The organism is Limimaricola cinnabarinus LL-001, assembly GCF_000466965.1.
Lineage (GTDB): Bacteria > Pseudomonadota > Alphaproteobacteria > Rhodobacterales > Rhodobacteraceae > Limimaricola > Limimaricola cinnabarinus.
The window spans coordinates 1-20,469 of sequence record NZ_BATB01000049.1 but is presented as its reverse complement, the minus strand read 5'-3'; the positions used below and the strand labels follow the sequence as shown (position 1 = coordinate 20,469).

The 20,469-nt window shown below is 67.2% G+C and carries 10 protein-coding genes and 6 pseudogenes; 13 read left to right on the top strand and 3 right to left on the bottom strand.

The annotated features are described in order from the left end of the window. Positions 1-3 precede the first annotated feature (3 nt). Positions 4-198, top strand: a complete 195-nt coding sequence (locus MBELCI_RS14225) for a SlyX family protein (RefSeq protein ID WP_021694949.1) — start codon at positions 4-6, stop codon at positions 196-198. 6 nt (positions 199-204) lie between these two features. Here the strand turns inward: MBELCI_RS14225 and MBELCI_RS14220 are convergent, their stop codons facing one another. Together MBELCI_RS14220 and dnaE are read right to left on the bottom strand one after the other, a co-directional pair. Then, positions 205-771: a hypothetical protein gene (locus MBELCI_RS14220; protein ID WP_021694948.1), complete on the bottom strand. Its 567-nt coding sequence runs from the start codon at positions 769-771 to the stop codon at positions 205-207. Positions 772-846: 75 nt separating this feature from the next. Beyond that, positions 847-4,355 (bottom strand): annotated as a pseudogene (gene dnaE / locus MBELCI_RS14215) (DNA polymerase III subunit alpha). A 343-nt stretch (positions 4,356-4,698) separates the two neighbouring features. Between dnaE and xdhA the strand changes: the two are divergent. The 8 genes and pseudogenes from xdhA (at position 4,699) to MBELCI_RS14175 (ending at position 14,769) form a co-directional block, all read left to right on the top strand. Beyond that, positions 4,699-6,182 (top strand): annotated as a pseudogene (gene xdhA / locus MBELCI_RS14210) (xanthine dehydrogenase small subunit). Beyond that, positions 6,179-8,581, top strand: coding sequence for a xanthine dehydrogenase molybdopterin binding subunit (gene xdhB / locus MBELCI_RS14205; protein WP_045320216.1), 2,403 nt, complete (start codon positions 6,179-6,181; stop codon positions 8,579-8,581). Before xdhA ends, xdhB begins: the two are co-directional and overlap by 4 nt. Next, positions 8,578-9,507: a xanthine dehydrogenase accessory protein XdhC gene (gene xdhC, locus MBELCI_RS14200; RefSeq protein WP_021694944.1), complete on the top strand. Its 930-nt coding sequence runs from the start codon at positions 8,578-8,580 to the stop codon at positions 9,505-9,507. Before xdhB ends, xdhC begins: the two co-directional genes overlap by 4 nt. Further along, positions 9,504-11,027 carry an ABC transporter ATP-binding protein gene (locus tag MBELCI_RS14195; RefSeq protein WP_021694943.1) on the top strand — a complete coding sequence of 508 codons (1,524 nt, stop codon included), beginning with the start codon at positions 9,504-9,506 and terminating at the stop codon, positions 11,025-11,027. The genes xdhC and MBELCI_RS14195 overlap by 4 nt, the downstream gene beginning before the upstream one ends. 59 nt (positions 11,028-11,086) lie before the next feature. Continuing rightward, positions 11,087-12,168 (top strand): annotated as a pseudogene (locus MBELCI_RS14190) (ABC transporter permease). Further along, the gene (locus MBELCI_RS14185) at positions 12,165-13,076 is read left to right on the top strand and encodes an ABC transporter permease (protein ID WP_021694941.1); all 912 of its coding nucleotides are present in this window, start codon (positions 12,165-12,167) and stop codon (positions 13,074-13,076) included. The pseudogene MBELCI_RS14190 and the gene MBELCI_RS14185 overlap by 4 nt, the downstream one beginning before the upstream one ends. A gap of 31 nt (positions 13,077-13,107) precedes the next feature. Continuing rightward, positions 13,108-14,183, top strand: a pseudogene (locus MBELCI_RS14180) (BMP family ABC transporter substrate-binding protein). Between the two features lie 106 nt (positions 14,184-14,289). Continuing rightward, positions 14,290-14,769: a VOC family protein gene (locus MBELCI_RS14175; RefSeq protein WP_021694939.1), complete on the top strand. Its 480-nt coding sequence runs from the start codon at positions 14,290-14,292 to the stop codon at positions 14,767-14,769. A 16-nt stretch (positions 14,770-14,785) separates the two neighbouring features. Here MBELCI_RS14175 and MBELCI_RS14170 read toward each other — a convergent pair. Next, positions 14,786-17,283: pseudogene (locus MBELCI_RS14170) on the bottom strand (GcvT family protein). A gap of 186 nt (positions 17,284-17,469) precedes the next feature. On the opposite strand from MBELCI_RS14170, the gene MBELCI_RS14165 reads away from it, so the two are divergent. The 4 genes and pseudogenes from MBELCI_RS14165 (at position 17,470) to MBELCI_RS14150 (ending at position 20,431) form a co-directional block, all read left to right on the top strand. Next, a complete protein-coding gene (locus tag MBELCI_RS14165; protein ID WP_021694937.1) occupies positions 17,470-18,117 on the top strand; it encodes an alpha/beta hydrolase family protein in 648 nt (215 codons plus the stop codon). A gap of 64 nt (positions 18,118-18,181) precedes the next feature. Then, positions 18,182-19,039 carry a pantoate--beta-alanine ligase gene (gene panC, locus MBELCI_RS14160; protein WP_021694936.1) on the top strand — a complete coding sequence of 286 codons (858 nt, stop codon included), beginning with the start codon at positions 18,182-18,184 and terminating at the stop codon, positions 19,037-19,039. Beyond that, positions 19,036-19,847 (top strand): annotated as a pseudogene (gene panB, locus MBELCI_RS14155) (3-methyl-2-oxobutanoate hydroxymethyltransferase). Before panC ends, panB begins: the two are co-directional and overlap by 4 nt. Positions 19,848-19,870: 23 nt before the next feature. Beyond that, the gene (locus MBELCI_RS14150) at positions 19,871-20,431 is read left to right on the top strand and encodes a hypothetical protein (protein ID WP_021694934.1); all 561 of its coding nucleotides are present in this window, start codon (positions 19,871-19,873) and stop codon (positions 20,429-20,431) included. Positions 20,432-20,469: the final 38 nt, after the last annotated feature.

Genomic DNA, 20,469 nt, shown 5'->3' with positions numbered 1-20,469 from the left:
GGCATGAGCACACAGATCGACATCGAAGAAAAGCTGAGCCACCTGATCCGCACCGTCGACGACCTGTCCGACGTCGTGGCGCGGCAGGAGCGCGAGATCGCGGTGCTGACCCGTCAGGTGATGCGCCTGACCGAGCGCGCCGAGGCCGACGCCGAAGGCAGCGTCACGCTGACCGATCAGCGCCCGCCGCACTACTAGTAGGGCTCAGCTCTCGACCCCGAGCGCCAGCGCGCGCCCGTCATGCAGCAGCATGTCGGCATGACGCCCGCTTGCTCCGAAGGCGGCATAGGCGGTGAGGAAGGTGGTATTGCGCGCCAGCTTCGGCGCGGCGCTGCCGCAGGGCTGGCCTTCGGGCACGCCGCAGATCTGGCCCTTCACCTCCTCATAGGCAGCGCCTACCGTGTCGTGCAGCATGCCCGAGCCATAGGCCAGTGTTTCATGCGTGCCGATATCACCGAACAGAGCGAGCGCGGCGGTGAACTGCCGTGCGCAGCCATCGTCGAAGCCGGTGAGGTATTGCGTGCGCTGCCCCGTCGAGGCGGCGGCGGTGTCATAGAGGGTAAAGCCCGATTGCGTGGCGACCGGCGTGCCCAGCGCCGTTTTCGACAGGCCGCAGACCGTAGCGATTTTGCCGAAAGGCAAGGACGCGCCCGGCGCGATCTCGCGGCTGTCGGGCATAGGGCCGGAAAAGCTGGCGCTGCCGCCACCGCCGGAACCGGCCTCGCAGGCCGCGAGGGCGATCAGGGTGCAAAGGGCATGGGCGGGGCGCATGGCGGTCTCCTGTTGGGGCCTTGCACGGTTCTAGCACGCGCCCCCCTCGCGTCCATCGCGCAGGCGGCGCGGCGCTCAGACCTCCTCGACTTCGACCACGCCCGGCAGCGAGCGCAGCGCCCCTTTGATCTGTGGCGTCACCGGCCAGTCGGCGCCGCAGTCGATCTCGACCTCGCCGGGCAGCCCCGCGCCCATCAGGCAGATGCTGATCGGCCCCCGCGCGATGCGCTGGCCTTTCGGCACCTCGCGCCCTGCCCGTTCGAGCACGCCCGCCAGGAGGGTGATCGCATCCGGCGCATCGAGGAACACGCGCAGGCCCGAGCCGCCCGCATCCGCCACCACGCCTTCGATCGGCGCGACCGAGCGGCCGAGCAGCTTGAGCTGATCGCTCTCCATCGTTGCCTCGACCTGCACCACGATTTGGCTGCCAGTCTCCAGATGCTCGCGCGCCACTTCCAGCGTGTCGGAGAACATCGTCACCTCGAACTGCCCTGTCGGGTCGGACATCTGCACGAAGGCAAAGCGGTTGCCCCGCGCCGACTTGCGCTCCTGCCGCCCGGCGACGGTCCCGGCCATCTTGCCCACGAAGGCGCCGCGCGCGGCCGCCTGCTCCAGCACCTCGTCGAGCGTCATCACGCCCTTGCGCTTGAGCGGCGCGAGATAATCGTCGAGCGGATGGCCCGAGAGGTAGAAACCGACCGCCTTGAACTCCTCGGCCAGTCGCTCGGCCGGAAGCCAGTCGGTGACCTGCGGCATGCGCGGCTCGGGCAGGTCCTCGCCCGCCTCGCCAAAGAGCGAGACCTGCGCGGAGGCCTTCTGTTCGTGAATCGCGGCCGAATAGGCGACCAGCGCGTCGAGTCCCGAGAACACGCGTCGCCGGTTGCGATCGAGCGCGTCGAAGGCCCCGGCGCGGGCCAGCATCTCCAAGGGCCGTTTGCCCACTTTCTTGAGATCGACGCGTCTTGCGAGGTCGTAGAGCGTGGCGAATTGCTTTTCGCCTCTGCCTTCGACGATCAACCGCATCGCTTCGACACCGACATTCTTGAGCGCGCCCAGCGCGTAGACCAGCTTGCCGTCCATCACATCGAAGGTTGCTTGGCTGCGGTTGACGCAAGGAGGCGTCCATTCGAGCGACAGGCCCTTGCGGACCTCTTGGAAGTAGATCGCGAGCTTGTCGGTGAGATGGATATCGCAGTTCATGACACCGGCCATGAACTCCACCGGATGGTTCGCCTTGAGCCACGCCGTCTGGTAACTGACCACGGCATAGGCGGCGGCGTGGCTCTTGTTGAAGCCGTAATTGGCGAACTTCTCCAGAAGGTCGAAGACCTCCATCGCCTTCTTCTTGTCGACCCCGTTCTTCATCGCGCCGTCGACGAATTTGGGGCGTTCCTTGGCCATCTCCTCGGCGATCTTCTTGCCCATGGCGCGGCGCAAGAGGTCGGCACCGCCAAGGCTGTAGCCCGCCATGACCTGCGCGATCTGCATCACCTGTTCCTGATAGACGATGATGCCCTGCGTCTCGGCGAGGATGTCGTCGATCGATGGATGGATCGAGGTGATCTCGCGCAGCCCATTCTTGACCTCGCAATAGACCGGGATGTTCTCCATGGGCCCCGGACGATAGAGCGCCACCAGCGCCACGATGTCCTCGATGCAGGTGGGCTTCATGCGCTTGAGCGCATCCATCATGCCCGAGGATTCCACTTGGAACACTGCGACCGTCTTGGCGCGGGCATAGAGCTTGTAGGTCTTCTCGTCGTCGAGCGGGATCAGGTTGATCTGGTTCTCGGCTCCCTCGGGCGGCTGGTACAGCTCGCTCCCGTCCTCGGCCACGTGCAGCGGACGCCCCGATTTCAGGATCAGGTCCATGGCGTTCTGGATCACGGTGAGGGTCTTGAGGCCGAGGAAATCGAACTTCACCAGACCCGCCTGTTCGACCCATTTCATGTTGAACTGGGTGGCGGGCATGTCCGAGCGCGGATCGCGGTAGAGCGGCACCAGCGCGTCGAGCGGCCGGTCGCCGATGACGACGCCCGCAGCGTGGGTCGAGGCGTTGCGGTAGAGTCCCTCGACCTGCTGGGCGTAGGTCAGGAGGCGGTTCACCACCTCCTCGTTCTTGGCCTCCTCGCGCAGGCGCGGCTCGTCGGCAAGTGCCTTCTCGATCGAAACCGGCTTCACGCCTTCGACCGGGATCATCTTCGACAGCCGGTCGACCTGGCCATAGGGCATCTGCAGCACCCGGCCCACGTCGCGCACCGCTGCCTTGGACAGGAGCGCGCCGAAGGTGATGATCTGGCCCACCTTCTCGCGGCCGTATTTCTCCTGCACGTAGCGGATCACCTCTTCGCGGCGATCCATGCAGAAGTCGATGTCGAAGTCGGGCATCGAGACCCGCTCAGGTTGAGAAAGCGCTCGAACAGCAGCGAATAACGCAGCGGGTCGAGGTCGGTGATGGTCAGCGCGTAGGCCACGAGAGAGCCCGCGCCCGAGCCCCGACCCGGCCCCACCGGGATGTCGTGGTCCTTGGCCCATTTGATGAAGTCGGCGACGATCAGGAAGTAGCCGGGAAAGCCCATTCCCTCGATGATCCCGAGCTCGAATTCGAGCCGCGCTTCGTAGTCCTCGACGCTGACGGCATGCGGAATCACGGCGAGGCGATCCTTCAGCCCCTCCTGCGCCTGACGGCGCAGTTCCACCACCTCGTCATCGGCGAACTTGGGCAGGATCGGCGCGCGCTTGTAGGTCTTGAAGGCGCACCGGCGCGCGATCTCGACAGTGTTCTCGAGCGCCTCGGGCAGGTCGGCGAACAGCGTCGCCATCTCCTGCGGGCTCTTGAAGTAGTGCTGCGCGGTGAGCCTGCGGCGCGGCTCCTGCTGGTCGACATAGGCGCCCTGCGCGATGCAGATCAGGGCGTCATGCGCCTCGTATATCTCAGGCTTGGGGAAATAGACGTCGTTGGTCGCGACCAGCGGCAGGTCCATCGCATAAGCCATCTCGACATGGCCGCGCTCGGAAAGCTTCTCGGCCTCGGGCAGACCGTCCTCGCCCGGATGACGCTGCAGCTCGACATAGAGCCGGTCTGGGAAGGCGGCCTTCAGCCGCGCCATCAGCGCCTCGGCCTTGGGCCGCTGACCCTGCCGCAAGAGCCGACCCACCGGCCCGTCCGGGCCGCCGGTCAGGCAGATCAGACCACCCGACAGGGCCTCGATCTCTTCCACCGAGACCTGCGGAAGCTGCCCGTCGCTTTTGAGATAGAGACAGGAGTTCAGCTTCATCAGGTTCATGTAGCCGGCTTCGGTCTGCGCCAGCAGCACGATGGGCGCGGGCATCTCGGGACGCTTGCCCGGCTCGGGCGGCAGGTAGCATAGGTCGACCTGACAGCCGACGATCGGCTGGACCCCCGATTTCGCCGCCCCTTCGGAAAACTCCAGCGCGGCGAACATGTTGTTGGTGTCGGTGATGGCCACGGCGGGCATCTCGGCCTTCGCGGCGAGGCCCGGCAGCTTTTTCACGGGAATCGCGCCTTCGAGCAGCGAATGCTCGGTATGGACGCGCAGATGTATGAATCGGGGATCGGCCATGGGGAGGGTTCTACGCGCCACGGACAGGCACGGGAAGCAGGCGGTGACCTGCCGCCTCGTCAAGGCCCGCGATTGTGATGTCGGGCGCACGCATGAGCCGTCGCCCCATCCGCACCGCCGCGCCGCCGGAACGGGCAGACCGGGGCCTCCCCTCCCGTTTCGCGGGCAAATGGGCAGAAATCCTCCGCAGAACAGGGGTTCTGCCGCAACGGCAGGCACGCGAGGCTTGCCAAGCGCGCATGGCATCGGCTTTCATGAGCTTCACACGAGGGCCGCCCGGTCTACGCCGCATCGACCGGGCCTCGCGGCTCATGACCTATCCGGTAAGGCGGCGGATCTAGCGATGACCGATATCGCGTTTCTTCTCAACGGAGAGACGGTACGTGCAGGCGGAGCGCCAACGCATAGCCTGCTCGATTACCTGCGTGAACAAAAGGGCCTAACCGGCACCAAGGAGGGCTGCAACGAAGGCGATTGCGGCGCCTGCACGGTGATCGTCACCGATCCCGAGGGGGGGCTGCGCGCGCTCAACGCCTGCATCCTGTTTCTGCCGCAGCTCGCGGGCCGCGCCGTGCGCACGGTCGAGGGACTGGCCGAGGGTGGCGCGCTGCATCCCGTCCAACAGGCGATGGTCGAGCATCACGGTAGCCAGTGCGGTTTCTGCACGCCGGGCTTCGTGATGTCGATGGCCGCCGCCCACGCCCAAGGCCGCACCGATCATGACGACCAACTCGCGGGCAATTTGTGCCGCTGCACCGGCTATGCCCCGATCATCCGCGCGGCCGAAGCCAGCGAGGGCGCGCCCCTGCCCGCATGGATCGAGAACGACCGTGAGAAGTTGAAGGTGCTCACTCCCCCCGCCGCTGGCGGCGAGGCGGCCCGAAGTGCGGATGCCGCATCCGCCCCCGCCGGTGGTCGCGCGCCCTATGAGCCCGAGGCGGACCAAGGATTGGACGCGGTGTTGACCGAAGCGCCGGGCTTCATACCCGAGACCGCCGACGAGTTGGCCGCGTGGTATCTCGACCACCCCGACGCGACGCTGATCGCCGGGGCCACCGATGTCGCGCTTTGGGTCACCAAGGGGCTGCGCGCCTTGCCGGAAACCGCTTTCCTCAACCGCTGCGAGGATCTCAAGACCATCGAGACCGGCGATGGCCGCATCCGCTTCGGCGCGAGTGTGACCATGACGCGGGTGATGGAGGCGCTGGCCGCGCCCTATCCCTCCTATGCCGAGATGGTGCGCCGCTACGGCTCGGTGCAGGTGCGCAATGCCGCCACGATCGGCGGCAGCCTCGCCAACGGCTCGCCCATCGGCGACAACGCGCCCGCACTGATCGCGCTGGACGCCACGATCCACCTGCGCCACGGCGACGCGCGCCGCGAAATGCCGCTGGAGGAGTTCTTCATCGACTACGGCAAGCAGGACCGCCAGCCCGGCGAATTCGTTGAGGCGGTGAGCCTGCCCGAATCCAGCGACAGCTTCCGCGTCTACAAGATCTCCAAGCGCTTCGATCAGGACATCTCTGCCGTCTGCGCCGCTTTTGACGTGACCGTCGAGGGCGGCATCGTCACCGCCCTGCGCACCGGCTTTGGCGGCATGGCCGCGACGCCCAAGCGCGCGTGCGCCTTCGAGGCCGCGCTCATCGGCAAGTCATGGAGCATGGCCAGCGTCGAGGCGGCGCTGCCCGCGCTGGCGCAGGACTTTACGCCGCTGTCGGACATGCGGGCCTCGGCCGCTTACCGGCTGGAGGTGGTACAAGCCTTGTGCGGCGCTACTTTGCAGAACTGTCCGGACAGAGAACCAGCGTGCTGGAGGTGCGGGCATGAGCGTTGGCAAACCCCTCCCGCATGACAGTGCGGTGCTGCACGTCACTGGACAGGCGCGCTATATTGACGACATCCCGGCCCCCGCCCACGCGCTGCACCTCGCCTTCGGGCTGTCGCGCATCGCGCGGGGGCGCATCGTGTCGATGAACATCGACAAGGTACGCGCCGCCCCGGGTGTCGCCCTCGTGCTGACGGCAGACGATCTCGACCGCCCCGCCGACTGCTCGCCCAGCGCGCATGACGAACCGCTGCTCTCCGACGGCTCGGTCCACTATATCGGCCAGCAGCTCTTTCTCGTCGCCGCGACCAGCCATCTCGCCGCGCGCAAGGCGGCCAAGCTGGCCGAGGTCGAATACGAGGACGAAGAGCCGATCCTCACGGTCGAGCAGGCGCTCGCCGCCAATTCGCGCTTCGAGGACGGGCCGCGTGTCTGGACCAAGGGCGACGCGGAAGCCGCCATCTCAAACGCGCCGCGCCGGCTCAAAGGCCGGATCGAGATGGGCGGGCAAGAGCACTTTTACCTCGAAGGCATGGCCGCGATGGCGCAGCCGCAAGAGGACGGCATGACCGTCCACTCCTCGACCCAGCACCCGACCGAGATCCAGCACAAGGTGGCCGACGCGCTCGGCCTGCCGATGTCGGCGGTCAAGGTCGAGTGTCGCCGCATGGGTGGTGGCTTCGGCGGCAAGGAAAGCCAAGGCAACGCGCTCGCCGTGGCCTGCGCCATCGTCGCGTCCAAGACCGGCCGCGCCTGCCGGATGCGCTATGATCGCGACGACGACATGACCATCACCGGCAAGCGGCATGATTTCCGCGTCGATTACGAGGTGGGCTACGACGAGCAAGGCCGGGTGCTGGGCATCGATTTCACCCATTACACCCGCTGCGGCTGGTCGCTCGACCTGTCACTGCCGGTGGCCGACCGGGCGATGCTGCATTCCGACAACGCCTATCTGCTAGACGCGGTGCGGATCACCTCGCACCGGCTCAAGACCAACACCCAATCCGCCACCGCCTTCCGCGGTTTCGGCGGACCGCAGGGCGTGCTGGGCATCGAACGAGTGATGGACGAGGTGGCGCATGAGTTGGGCCTCGACCCGGTCGAGGTGCGACAGCGCAACTACTACCGCGCGGCCTCCGATCTGAACGAGGCGCCGCAGCACCACGACGACCCGACCCCCGCCCTGCCTGCCGATGGCGACACAGACCTCGCCTCGCGCGGGGCACAGGCGCAGTTGCCCGCGAGCGATGCCAAGCCAGAGAAGGGCGGCAACACCACGCCCTACGGCATGGAAGTCACCGACTTCATCCTCCATGAGATGACCGAGCGGCTGCTGGAGACCTCGGACTACAAGGCTCGCCGCGCCGCCATCGCCCAGTGGAACACCGAGAACCCGATCCTCAAGCGAGGCATCGCCTTTTCGCCGGTGAAGTTCGGGATCAGCTTCACGCTGACCCATCTCAATCAGGCGGGTGCCTTGGTGCATGTCTACCAAGACGGCTCGATCCACCTGAACCATGGCGGCACCGAGATGGGACAGGGGCTGTTTCGCAAGGTGGCGCAGGTCGCGGCCTCGCGCTTCGGCGTTTCGCCCGAGCGGGTGCGAATCACCGCGACCGACACCCACAAGGTGCCCAACACCTCGGCCACCGCCGCCTCGTCGGGCTCCGACCTCAATGGCATGGCCGCGCAGAACGCCTGCGACACGATCCGGACCCGCATCGCCGAGTTCCTCGCAGGGCTGCACCAGTGCAGCGCCTCCGAAGTGCGCTTTGCCGACGATCAGGTGCATGTGGGCGGCGAGACGCTGAGCTTCGAGCAGGCGGTCAAGCTCGCCTACGAGGCGCGGGTCAGCCTCTCGGCTACAGGCTTCTACAAGACGCCGGACCTCCAATGGGACCGCATCAAGGGTCAGGGCCGGCCTTTCTTCTATTTTGCCCACGGCACCGCCGTGACCGAGGTGGCGATCGACACGCTCACCGGCGAGAACCGGATCCTGCGGACCGACATCCTGCACGATGCAGGTCACTCGCTGAACCCGGCGCTCGACCGCGGCCAGATCGAGGGCGGCTACGTGCAGGGCGCGGGCTGGCTGACCACCGAGGAGCTGGTCTGGGACGACAAGGGCGCGCTCAGGACGCACGCGCCTTCGACCTACAAGATCCCCGCCTGCTCGGACCGGCCGGACCTGTTTCACGTGGATCTGTGGGACGCGCCCAATCCGGCGCAGACCATCTACCGCTCCAAGGCGGTGGGCGAGCCGCCCTTCATGCTCGGCATCTCGGCCTTCCTGGCGCTGAGCCACGCGGCCTCGGCCTGCGGGTCGGCCTATCCGAACCTCGACGCGCCCGCCACGGCCGAACGCGTGCTCGCAGCCGTCAGGAGGGCAAGCGGGTGAGCTTCGAGCGCGACAGCCTCGCCGCCGCCATCGCCGCGCATGGCCCGGTGGTGCGGGTGTTGGTCGCAGCGTCCGCCGGATCGGCTCCACGCGATCCGGGCACCGCGATGCTGGTCTGGGAGGACGGCCAGTCAGGCACTATCGGCGGCGGCGCGCTCGAACACAAGGCGGTGCGCGCGGCGCGCGACATGCTGGTGGCGGGCCGAAGGACGGCGCAGCGCCGCCTGCCGCTCGGCCCCGCGTTGCGCCAATGCTGCGGCGGCGCGGTGACGCTGGTGTGGGAGCGGTTCGACGACGTCTCCCTGCCGGACACCCTGCCCCATGCCCGCCCGCTCGGCCCCGCGGGCGACATGCCAGCCCCGGTCGCGCGAAAGCTTGCCGCGATGCGCCCGGGCACGGCCCCGGCCCTGCTCGACGGCTGGCTGATCGAAGCGGCGATGCCCGAGGCCCGCCCGCTCTGGGTCTGGGGGGCGGGTCATGTCGGCCGCGCCGTGGTCTCGGTCATGGCGCCACTGCAGGGGCGCGTCATCACCTGGATCGACCTCGCGCCCGACTGCTTTCCCGCCCCCTTCCCCGAGGGCGTCACCGCGATTCCCGCCGCCGCCCCCGCCGCGCTGATGCCGCGCGCCCCGCAACAGGCCGATCACCTGATCCTGACGCGCGACCACGATCTCGACCTCACGCTGTGCCACGCCGCCCTCCTTCATGGCTTTGCCAGCTGTGGGCTGATCGGCTCGGCCACCAAATGGGCCCGCTTCCGGTCGCGGCTTGCGGCCTTGGGTCATTCCAACGCCTTGATTTCGCGCATTGCCTGTCCGATAGGCGACACCTCCTTGGGCCGCGATCCACAGGCCATTGCCGTCGGCGTCGCCGCCGCGCTACTGAAAGGCGGGAACGAGACGATGACGAGGGACCGGGCCGTATGACCACGCCGCTTCTGGAGCTGTCAGGCCTGACCAAGGCCTATCCCGGCGTGGTGGCCAATGCGGATGTCTCATTCGACATCGCTCGCGGCGAGGTGCACGCGCTCTTGGGCGAAAACGGCGCGGGCAAGTCGACGCTGGTCAAGACGATCTACGGCCTCGTGCAACCCGATACCGGGCAGATGCGCTTCAAGGGCCAGCCCTTCGCCCCTGCCGAGCCGCGCGCCGCGCGCGCCGCAGGCGTCGCCATGGTGTTCCAGCACTTCTCGCTCTTCGACGCGATGAGCGTGGCGGAGAACGTGGCACTGGGCATGGAAACGCCGCCTGCGCTGGGCCGTCTCGCCGAGCAGATCCGCGAGGTCAGCCGCTCCTACGGCCTGCCGCTTGACCCCGACCGCATCGTCGGCGACCTCTCCGCGGGCGAACGTCAGCGGGTCGAGATCGTGCGCTGCCTGCTGCAGGAGCCGCGCCTCTTGATCATGGACGAGCCGACCTCGGTGCTGACGCCGCAGGAGGTGAACATCCTGTTCGAGACGCTGCGCAAGCTGCGTGCGGAAGGCGTGTCGATCCTCTACATCAGCCACAAGCTCGAAGAGATCCGCACGATCTGCGACAGCGCCACGATCCTGCGCCACGGCCGCGTGGTCGGCACCTGCGACCCCAAGACCACGGCGGCGCGCGACATGGCCGAACAGATGGTCGGTGCCACCCTCGCCACGCCATCGCGCGCGGGCGGCCGCACCGGTGAGGTGGTGCTGGAGTTGACCGGTCTTTCGGCCCCCGCCCCGTGCGCCTTTGGCACCGCACTGCGCGGCATCGACCTCCAACTGCGCGCGGGCGAGGTCTTGGGCATCGGCGGCGTCGCGGGCAACGGGCAGGACGAGCTGGCCATGGCGCTTTCGGGCGAGATGGCGACCGGTCCCGACATGATCCGCCTCAAGGGGCGCGAGATCGGGCGCGAGGGCGTCAATGCCCGCCGCCGCATGGGTCTTCTCTGCGCGCCTGAGGAACGAATGGGCCACGCCGCCGCCCCTGACATGAGCCTCACCGAGAACGCGCTTCTGACCGCCGGCCCGCGCGAGAATCTCGTGCACCACGGTTTCCTGCGCTGGGGCCGGGCGCGCGGCTTTGCCGAAAAGGTCATCGAACGCTTCGACGTGCGCACCCCCGGCCCCGGCACGGCGGCCCGCGCGCTGTCGGGCGGCAATCTGCAGAAATTCGTCATCGGGCGCGAGATCATGCAGCGTCCCGAGGTGCTGGTCGTGAACCAGCCGACATGGGGCGTCGACGCCGCCGCCGCCGCGACGATCCGGCAGGCGCTTCTGGATCTCGCCGAGGGGGGGGCCGCGCTGATCGTCATCAGTCAGGACCTCGACGAGCTGATGGAGATCTCGGACCGTTTCGCCGCGCTCAACGGCGGCGCGCTGAGCGCGCCTCGCCCCGCCGAGGGGCTCGGGATCGACGAGATCGGGATGATGCTGGGTGGCGCGCATGACATGGCGCCGATGCATGGGGAAGGCTGAGGGATCTTGAGTATTTCTGGAATGAAATCGCAGCGGCCGTGCGCCCGGGGAACCGCCGCATGATCCGGCTGGAGCGCCGCCCCGAGCCGTCCCGCGTCTGGACATTCGCCACGCCCTTCGTCGCCGTGGCGCTGACCATGCTGGCGGGCGGGCTGATGTTCGCGCTCATGGGCAAGGACCCGGTCGAGGCGATCCGCACGATCTTCTGGGATCCACTCTTCGGCGACTTCGCCTCCTATTCGCGGCCGCAGCTCCTCGTGAAAGCCGGACCGCTGATCCTCATCGCCATCGGCCTGTCGCTCGGCTTCAGGGCGGGCATCTGGAACATCGGGGCCGAGGGGCAATACATCCTCGGCGCGATCTTCGCCGCGGCCACCGGCCTTGCCTTCTATCCCTCCGAGACATGGCTCGTCTTTCCGGCGATGATCGTCGCGGGCGCGCTGGGCGGCATCCTCTGGGCGATGATCCCCGCCTTGCTGCGTGTGCGCTTCGGCACCAACGAGGTACTGGTCTCACTGATGCTGGTCTATGTCGCCGAGGCGCTTCTGGCCTCGATGGCGCTGGGTCTTCTGCGCAATCCCGAAGGCATGGGCTTTCCCGGCTCGCGCAACCTCGCGCAATACCCTTCGGCGGCCAATCTCGACCTGATCCCCGGCACCGGGCTGCATTGGGGCGTGGCGCTGGCCTGATCACCGTCATCGTCGGACAGGTCGTCATGACGCGCCACCAACTCGGCTTCCGCGTCCGTCTTGCCGGGCAGAGCCCGCGCGCCGCTGTCTTTGGCGGCGTCAATCCGGGCTGGCTCGTGGTGGTCTGCATGGGTATCTCAGGTGGGCTCGCCGGGCTTGCGGGCATGTTCGAGGTCGCGGGCCCCGCGGGTCGTCTGGGGATCGACTTCAACGTGGGCTACGGCTTCACCGCGATCATCGTGGCTTTTCTGGGCCGGTTGAACCCGATCGGCATCCTGCTCGCCGGGCTGCTGATGGCGCTCACCTATATCGGCGGCGAGCTGGCGCAGCTACAGATGAACCTGCCGCTCGCCGCGATCCAGATGTTCCAGGGCATGCTGCTGTTCTTCCTTCTCGCGATCGACGTGCTGACCAATTTCAGCTTCCGTTTCGGCCGGAGGGCGGTGGCATGAGCAATATCGACCCGATCCTGCTGCTCTCGGCGATCATCATCGTCTCTACCCCGATCCTGCTTGCCGCCATCGGCGAGCTGGTGGTCGAACGCGCGGGCGTGCTGAACCTCGGCGTCGAGGGGATGATGATCACCGGCGCGGTCTGCGGCTTCGTCGTGGCGACCATGACCGGATCACCTTGGCTTGGCTTTGCCGGTGCGGCGCTGGGTGGCGCGCTGCTGTCGATGATCTTCGGCATACTGACGCAGCTCTTCCTGTCGAACCAGGTGGCCACGGGACTTGCGCTGACGTTGTTCGGCCTCGGCCTCTCGGCGGTGCTGGGACAGGGCTATATCGGCGTGAAGGGCCCCGTCGTGCCGGATCTCCACCTGCCGGTCCTGCGCGAAATTCCCTTCCTCGGGCCGGTGCTGTTTCGCCATGACGCCATGGTCTACATCGCGCTCCTCATCGTGCTCGGCGTCTGGCTGTTCCTCAACCGCACCCGCATGGGCCGGGTGCTGCGCGCGGTGGGCGAGAACCACGACGCCGCCCATGCGCTGGGCTACAAGGTGGTGCGCGTGCGGCTTCTGGCGATCGCCTTCGGCGGCGCCTGCGCGGGGCTGGGCGGCGCGTATCTGAGCCTCGTGCGGGTGCCGCAATGGACTGAAGGGATGACCGCGGGCGCGGGCTGGATCGCGCTTGCGATCGTCGTCTTCGCAGGCTGGCGGCCGGGCCGGCTGGTGCTGGGCGCTTGGCTCTTCGGCGGTGCCACGGCGCTGCAATTGGCGCTGCAGGCCTCGGGCGGCGTGCAGATCCCGATCGAATATTTGCAGATGGCGCCCTATCTCGCGACCATCCTCGTTCTCGTCATCCTGCGGGCGGGGCGCGCCCCCGGCTCGCTCGGCCGCCCCTTCCACGCCTCGAGCTGAGGCAGAAGATCCACCAACAGGGAACAATGACATGACCTTCAAGACAGTGCTTCTGGGTGCCACCGCCGCCATGGGCCTCGCCACCGGCGCGATGGCGCAGGACGACAAGACCAAGGTGGGCTTCATCTATGTCGGCCCCATCGGCGATCTGGGCTGGTCCTATCAGCACGATCAGGGCCGCCTCGCCGTCGAGGAGGAGTTCGGCGACCAAGTCGAGACGGTCTATGTCGAGAGCGTCCCCGAAGGCCCCGACGCCGAGCGCGTGCTGACGCAAATGGCGCTGCAGGGCGCGGACATGATCTTCACCACCTCCTTCGGCTTCATGGAGGCGACGATGAACGCCGCCCAGAAGTTCCCGGACGTGAAGTTCGAGCACGCCACCGGCTACCAGCGCGCCGACAACGTCTCGACCTACTCGGCCCGCTTCTACGAGGGGCGCGCGGTGCAGGGCCTGATCGCGGGCGAGATGACCGAGAGCAACATCATCGGCTATATCGGCTCCTACCCGATCCCCGAGGTGATCCGCGGGATCAACGCCGCCTACATTCAAGCCAAGAAGGTGAACCCCGAGGTCGAGTTCCGCGTGGTCTGGGCCTACACTTGGTTCGACCCGGCCAAGGAGGCCGAGGCCGCCAAGGCGCTGATCGACGCAGGCGCCGACGTGATCCTGCAGCACACCGATTCCACCGCGCCGCAGGCGGCGGCGCAGGAGGCGGGCGACGTCATCACCTTCGGCCAGGCCTCGGACATGTTCGACTACGCGCCGAACCCCCGAGTCAGCTCGATCATCGACAACTGGAACCAGTATTACATCGACCGCGTCGCGCGGTGATCGACGGCTCTTGGGAATCGACCGACACTTGGGACGGCATCGACAGCGGCATGGTCGAGATCGGCGAGATCACCGATGCCGTGCCCGAGGACGTCAAGCAGGCGGCGCTCGAGCTCAAGGATGCCATTGCCGCCGGCGAGGTGCACCCCTTCACCGGCCCGATCAAGAAGCAGGATGGCTCGGATTGGCTTGCGGAGGGTGAGACCGCCGATGACGCGACGCTCGCGGGCATGAACTTCTACGTCGAGGGCCTCAAGGGCGACATCCCGCAGTAGGCCTGTGCGCGTCTCAAGACATGCGAAAGGCCCGCCATCCGGCGGGTCTTTTTCTGTCCTGCGACGCGTCTTGGTATGGCAAACTACCATCGGAGGAGGACTCGACATGCCGAAGATCAGACCCTGCCTGTGGTACGACGGACAGGCCGAGCGGGCCGCCGAATTCTACGTCTCGGTGTTCCCGAACTCGCAGGTCACCGCCCGCAACACCAGCGCCGTGGACTGGCCCGGCGGCAAAGCGGGCGACGTCGTCCTTGTCGAATTCAGCCTCGACGGACAGCAGATGCAGGCGTTGAACGGCGGGCCCTACGCCATGTTCAACGAGGCAGTGTCGCTGTCGGTCCCCTGCCCCGACCAGATCGAACTGGACCGGCTCTGGTTCGCCCTGCTCGCGGATGGCGGAGAAGAGATGCAGGGCGGCTGGTTGAAGGACCGCTTCGGCCTGCGCTGGCAATTGGTGCCCGAGCCTTTCGAGCAGATGATGCGTGAAGCCGATGAGGCGCAGTCGAAGCGGTTGATGGCGGCGATGATGGAGATGGTGAAGCTCGACCTCGCGGCGCTCCGCCGTGCCTGGGAGGGCGGCTGACGCCGTCCCTTCCCTTTCAGCCATCCGACCGGATCGTGGCGTTCGTCGGATCATAGGGGCTGTCCTCGCACACTTCGGCGTCCCAAAGCTCGCGGAACATGCGGAGCTTGAGCTTCGTGCCCGGCGTCGCGAGATCGGGGCGCACATAGCCCATGCCGATGGATTTGCCGAAAGCTGCCGACCAGCCGCCCGATGTCAGCCGCCCGACCTTTTCCCCGCCCGCATAGAGCGCTTCGCGGCCCCACGGATCGGCGTCCCGCGGCCCGTCAATCAGCAGCGTCACGCATTTCGAGCGGATGCCGATGCCCTCCATCGCCGCCTTGCCGTGAAACTCCTTAGACAGATCCACGAAACGATCCAGCCCGGCCTCGAGTGGCGTCGCGTCGCGGCCCAGCTCGGTGCCGAAGGCGCGGTAGGATTTTTCCTGCCTGAGCCAGTTCTGGGCACGCGCCCCCACCAGTTTCATGCCCGAGGCGCGCCCGCCTCCATCAGTCTGTCCCACAGGTGGTTCTGCATCTCGATCGGGTGATGCAGCTCCCAGCCCAGCTCACCGGTATAGGCGACGCGCAGCGCCCGCACCGGCACCATGCCCAGCTCGATCTCGCGGCATGACAGCCACGGGAACCGCTTGTTCGACAGCACCGTCGAAGGCTCCGCGTCGCGCACCAGCCGGTTCAGCACCTCGCGCGAGCGCGGCCCCGCGATGGCGAAGACGCCCCATTGCGTCGTCACGTCCTGCACGTCGATCCGGCCGAATTCGGGCTCGCGGTCTTCCACCGCCTTGCGCAGGAAGTCGGCATCATAGGCGCTCCACGCGCCTGCCGAGACGAGGTAGAACCGGTCCTCGGCCAGCCGCACGATGGTGTATTCGGTACGCGTGGTGCCCGCATCGGTCAGCGCGTAGGTAAGGTTGATACGGCCCACCTTGGGCAGCTTGTTGGTGGTGAACCAGTCGAGGAAGGCCGCAGCACCCGGCCCGGTGACCATATGCTTGGTGAAGGCGGTCGCGTCGATCAGGCCGACACCCTCGCGGATCGCTTTGGCTTCCGCCGCCGCGTATTCCCACCAGCCGCCGCGCTGGAAGCTCCGCGCGTCATGATCAAAGCTCTCGGGCGCATCGACGGGGCCGTAATAATTGGGCCGCTCCCAGCCGTTCACGACACCGAACTGCGCGCCCTTTTCCTTTTGCCGGTCATAGGCGGGCGAGGTGCGCAGCGGCCTTGCGGCAGGCCGCTCTTCGTCGGGGTGGTGCAGGATATAGACGTGCTCGTAGGCCTCCTCGTTCTTGACCACGGCATAGTCGGTGGTCATCCAGTCGCCGAACCGCTTAGGGTCGAGGCTCGCCATGTCGATCTCGGCCTCGCCCTCGACCATCAATTGCGCGAGGTAATGCCCGGCACCGCCGGCGGCGGTGATGCCGAACGAGAAACCCTCGGCCAGCCACATGTTGCGCAGCCCCGGCGCCGGGCCGATCAGCGGATTGCCATCGGGCGTATAGCAGATCGGCCCGTTGAAATCGTCTTTCAGACCTACCTCCTCCGAGGACGGAATGCGATGGATCATCGACATGTATTCCTCTTCGATCCGGTCGAGATCGAGCGGGAACAGGTCGGCGCGGAAGCTGTCCGGCACGCCATAGGGAAAGCGCGCAGGCGCGCCACGCTCATAGGGCCCGAGGATCCAGCCGCCGCGCTCCTCGCGCACGTACCACTTGGCATCGGCGTCGCGCAGAACGGGGTGCTGCTCGTTGCTCTTGCGCCATTCGACCAAGGCCGGGTCGGGCTCGGTGACGATGAACTGGTGCTCCACCGGGATCGCCGGGATCTTGAGCCCCAGAAGCCGCGCCGTGCGCTGCGCATGGTTGCCGGTGGCGGTGACCACATGCTCGGCGGTGATGACCTGTTGCTCCTCCGAAGGGACGAGGTTACCGCCCTTCTCCACCATTTTGGTGATGGTCACGCGCCATTCCGAGCCGGTCCAGTCATAGCCGTCGACCTGCCATTTGCGCTCGATCGTCACGCCGCGCTGACGCGCGCCCTTGGCCATCGCCATGGTGACGTCGGCGGGGTTTATGTAGCCGTCCGTAGGGTGGTAGATCGCGCCTTCGAGGTCGTCGGTGCGCACCAAGGGCCAGCGCTCCTTGATCTGCGCGGGCGTCATCCATTCGAACGGCACGCCCACCGTCTCGGCGGTCGAGGCATAGAGCATGTATTCGTCCATGCGCGCCTTCGTTTGCGCCATGCGCAGGTTGCCCACCACGAAAAAGCCCGCGTCGAGGCCGGTTTCCTGCTCCAGCGTCTTGTAGAGCTTGATCGAGTGGTCGTGGATCCAAGTCGTGGCGTAGGACATGTTGAAATAAGGCAGCAGGCCGGCCGCGTGCCATGTCGAGCCCGAGGTCAGCTCGTCGCGCTCCAGCAGCATGACGTCCTGCCAGCCTGCCTTGGCGAGGTGGTAGGCGATCGAGGTGCCGACGGCGCCACCGCCGATGACAAGGGCTTTCACATGGGTCTTCATCGCGCGCACTCCGGGCTGGCCTCGTCCGAACCATCGCGCGAATCCCGCGCGTGGCCCGAGGCCCGGCGACATCTCGCGCGTCGAATGCGACAAGAGCGGCGCAGAGGCGCGGAAACTCTGGACAGGCGCGGCGCAGCGGCTCTCAATGAAGGCACGTTCCACGGGATCCCTTGCAGGAGGCCGATCATGAAGACGCTCGATGTCGCCGAGGCGGCGCGCATCATCGACCGGATGGATGGCGGGATCGACGGCCCCGACGTCGTCGAGACCATCGACCTGCGCGGCGTGCAGGCGGCAATGCTCAAACGCGGCATCCTCTACATCGCCGGCACCAACGAATTCTCCGACTGGTTCGAGTTCAACTTCGACTTCATCCACGACCGCGCCCCCGACGCGCATGGCTTTCGCATGGCGCCGGGTGACAGCGGCGCGCTGTGGCATGCGGGCTTCCTCGAACACGCGCAGATCGTCTATGCCTTTGCCAAGCCGCAGAAACCGGCCTTCATCATCGGCCATTCGCTGGGCGGCGCCTCGGCGCAGATCGTCGGCGCCTCGCTCGGCGTGCCGAGCCTCTCCTTCGGCAGCCCGCGCCCCTACCACGGGCGCGCGCATTTCGGCCGCGAGGGCTTCGTTCTCAATATCTGCCGCACCGACGACACGCTGTGCCACCTGCCGCCGCGCTTCCTCGGTTTTCGCCATATCGGCTCGGTCCACTGGCTGAACCCGCCCGCCCATGACGTCGAGGAGGGGCATTCGATCGAAAGCTATGCAAAGCTGCTCGAAGACGACCCCCTGCCCGCGAGCTTTCCCAAGGCCTGGCCACCCACCGGCTGAGCGCGGCCTGTTGTAAGGCCCTCCTTGCCCCCGTAAAAGACGGCCAAGGTCTGGGAGGACAACCATGCACGTCTGCCGCTCCATCGCCGCCATCCGCGACGCGGTCGCGGGGTTTCGCGCGACCGGCCACAGCGTCGGGCTGGTGACCACGATGGGCGCGCTGCATGCGGGGCATATGAGCCTGATCGCGGCGGCCAAGCGCGACCACGGGCGGGTCGTGGCGACGATCTTCGTGAACCCGACACAGTTCGGCGACCCCAAGGATCTGGAGACCTATCCGCGCACCGAAGCTGCCGATCTGGCGATGCTGGAGGCGGCGGGCTGTGACGCGGTGCTGATCCCGCGCGCGGACGAAATCTATCCCGAAGCCGACGAGACCATCGTCGAGACCCGCGACCTCGCGGTGCGGATGCACGGCGCGCTCAGGCCCGGACATTTCCGGGGCGTCGCCACCGTGGTGACCAAGCTCTTCAACATCACCCGGCCCGACGCCGCCTATTTCGGCGAAAAGGACTACCAGCAGCTGCAGGTGATCCGCCGCATGGCGCATGACCTGCACATGGGCATCGACATCCACGGCGTGCCGACCCTGCGCGAGGCGGACGGGCTCGCCATGTCGTCGCGCAACGTCCGGCTGACGCCCGAAGACCGGGCCGCGGCGGTGTGCCTGAACCGCGCGCTCGACCGGGCCGAGCGGATGGCGATGGAGCGTGCCAGCCCGGCGCAGATCGAGGCGGCGATCCGCGCCACCATCGCCGACGAGCCGCGCGCCACGCTTACCGGGCTCGACATCGTCAGCCCCGGCAGCCTCGCGTTCCTGCGCCACTCGCCCGACGCGCCGTTGTCGGAGCCCGCAGCCATCATGATCTCGGCCCGGTTCGGCGAGGTCCTCTTGATCGATCAAAGGGAGATCACCCCATGAGCAGCCAGACCGAGACGATCCGCCGCGTCACCGTTCCGCAGATCGCCCGCCGCAAGGGCGGCGAGCCGATCGTGTCGTTGACGTCCTATCACGCGCATACCGCCGCCATCGTCGACCGCTACGCCGATTTCATCCTCGTGGGCGATTCCTTGGGCATGGTGATGCACGGCATGGAGAGCACGGTCGGTGTGTCGCTCGAGCTGATGATCATGCATGGCCGCGCCGTGGTGCGCGGCACGAAAAAGGCGCTGGTCGTGGTCGACATGCCCTTCGGCAGCTACGAGGAAAGCCCCGCCATGGCGTTTCGCAATGCCGCCAAGGTCATGAAGGAGACCCAGTGCGGCGCGGTCAAGCTCGAGGGCGGCGCGCGCATGGCCGAGACGATCCGCTTTCTGGTCGAGCGCGGCATCCCGGTGATGGCTCATATCGGCCTGACGCCGCAGTCGAGCCACGTCATGGGCGGCTTCAAGACCCAAGGCCGGGACGAAGAGACGTGGGAGGCGCATGTCGAGGATGCCAAGGCGGTGACAGAGGCCGGGGCCTTCGCCGTGGTGCTCGAGGGTATGGTCGAGCCGCTGGCGGCCAAGATCACCAAGCAATCGAGATCCCCACCATCGGCATCGGGGCCTCGGCCGAATGCGACGGCCAGATCCTCGTGCTCGAGGACATGCTTGGCCTGAACCCGTGGACCCCGAAATTCGTGAAGGTCTATGGACAGCTCGGCCCGATGATCGAGGATTCGGTGAAACGCTATGCCGAGGACGTGAAGTCACGCGCCTTTCCGACCGAGGACGAGGTATACCGCTGAGGTACCTTGTTGAAGGAATGGACATGTTCAATCGCCGCCACATGGTCGCCCTTGGTCTCGCGGGGCTTCTCGCCGCCTGCGGCACGCCCGACCCGAACCCTCTGTCACGGGCCGCACGGGGCGAGATGCAGCTTGCCGACATCGTGGTAACGGCCGAAGGCGCAGGGTTCGAGAGCGGAGCCGCCCGTGACTACACCAGCCGCATCGCGCCGGATCTCGACGCCGCGCTGAGCCGCGAGTTCGCCGATCGTCTGGGCCGTGGCGGGCGATGGAAGATGCTGGTCGAGGTTTCGCGGCTCAACCTCGCGGGCGGCACTTCGACTGCGCTGGGCCGCGATCAGTCGCGGCTTTCGGGGGCGGTGCGGATCGTCGATCCTGCGGGCGCTCTGCGGGCGAGCTACACGATACAGGTCCTAGCAGGAGAAGCCGCCGAAAGCCGTACCGGCACGGTCATCGGCGCGGTCGCCAATTCCGCCGGCGGTTATTACCGGGACCTGCTGGCAGGGTTCTCGCGGGACGCCCGCGCCCAAGTGCTCGGCGCCGACCTTCCGGGTCAACGCCTCGCGCGGCGCATCTCGAACTGAACGAGTATTTCAGACGTTGAGCGGCCCGTCATCGGCGG

What these genes read in the sequence shown, in the direction of transcription:
- MBELCI_RS14225 (WP_021694949.1), top strand. Translation starts at nt 4, where the DNA reads ATGAGCACACAGATCGACATCGAAGAAAAGCTGAGCCACCTGATCCGC.
- MBELCI_RS14220 (WP_021694948.1), bottom strand. Translation starts at nt 771, where the DNA reads ATGCGCCCCGCCCATGCCCTTTGCACCCTGATCGCCCTCGCGGCCTGC.
- xdhB (WP_045320216.1), top strand. Translation starts at nt 6,179, where the DNA reads ATGAGCGTTGGCAAACCCCTCCCGCATGACAGTGCGGTGCTGCACGTC.
- MBELCI_RS14195 (WP_021694943.1), top strand. Translation starts at nt 9,504, where the DNA reads ATGACCACGCCGCTTCTGGAGCTGTCAGGCCTGACCAAGGCCTATCCC.
- MBELCI_RS14185 (WP_021694941.1), top strand. Translation starts at nt 12,165, where the DNA reads ATGAGCAATATCGACCCGATCCTGCTGCTCTCGGCGATCATCATCGTC.
- MBELCI_RS14175 (WP_021694939.1), top strand. Translation starts at nt 14,290, where the DNA reads ATGCCGAAGATCAGACCCTGCCTGTGGTACGACGGACAGGCCGAGCGG.
- MBELCI_RS14165 (WP_021694937.1), top strand. Translation starts at nt 17,470, where the DNA reads ATGAAGACGCTCGATGTCGCCGAGGCGGCGCGCATCATCGACCGGATG.
- panC (WP_021694936.1), top strand. Translation starts at nt 18,182, where the DNA reads ATGCACGTCTGCCGCTCCATCGCCGCCATCCGCGACGCGGTCGCGGGG.
- MBELCI_RS14150 (WP_021694934.1), top strand. Translation starts at nt 19,871, where the DNA reads ATGTTCAATCGCCGCCACATGGTCGCCCTTGGTCTCGCGGGGCTTCTC.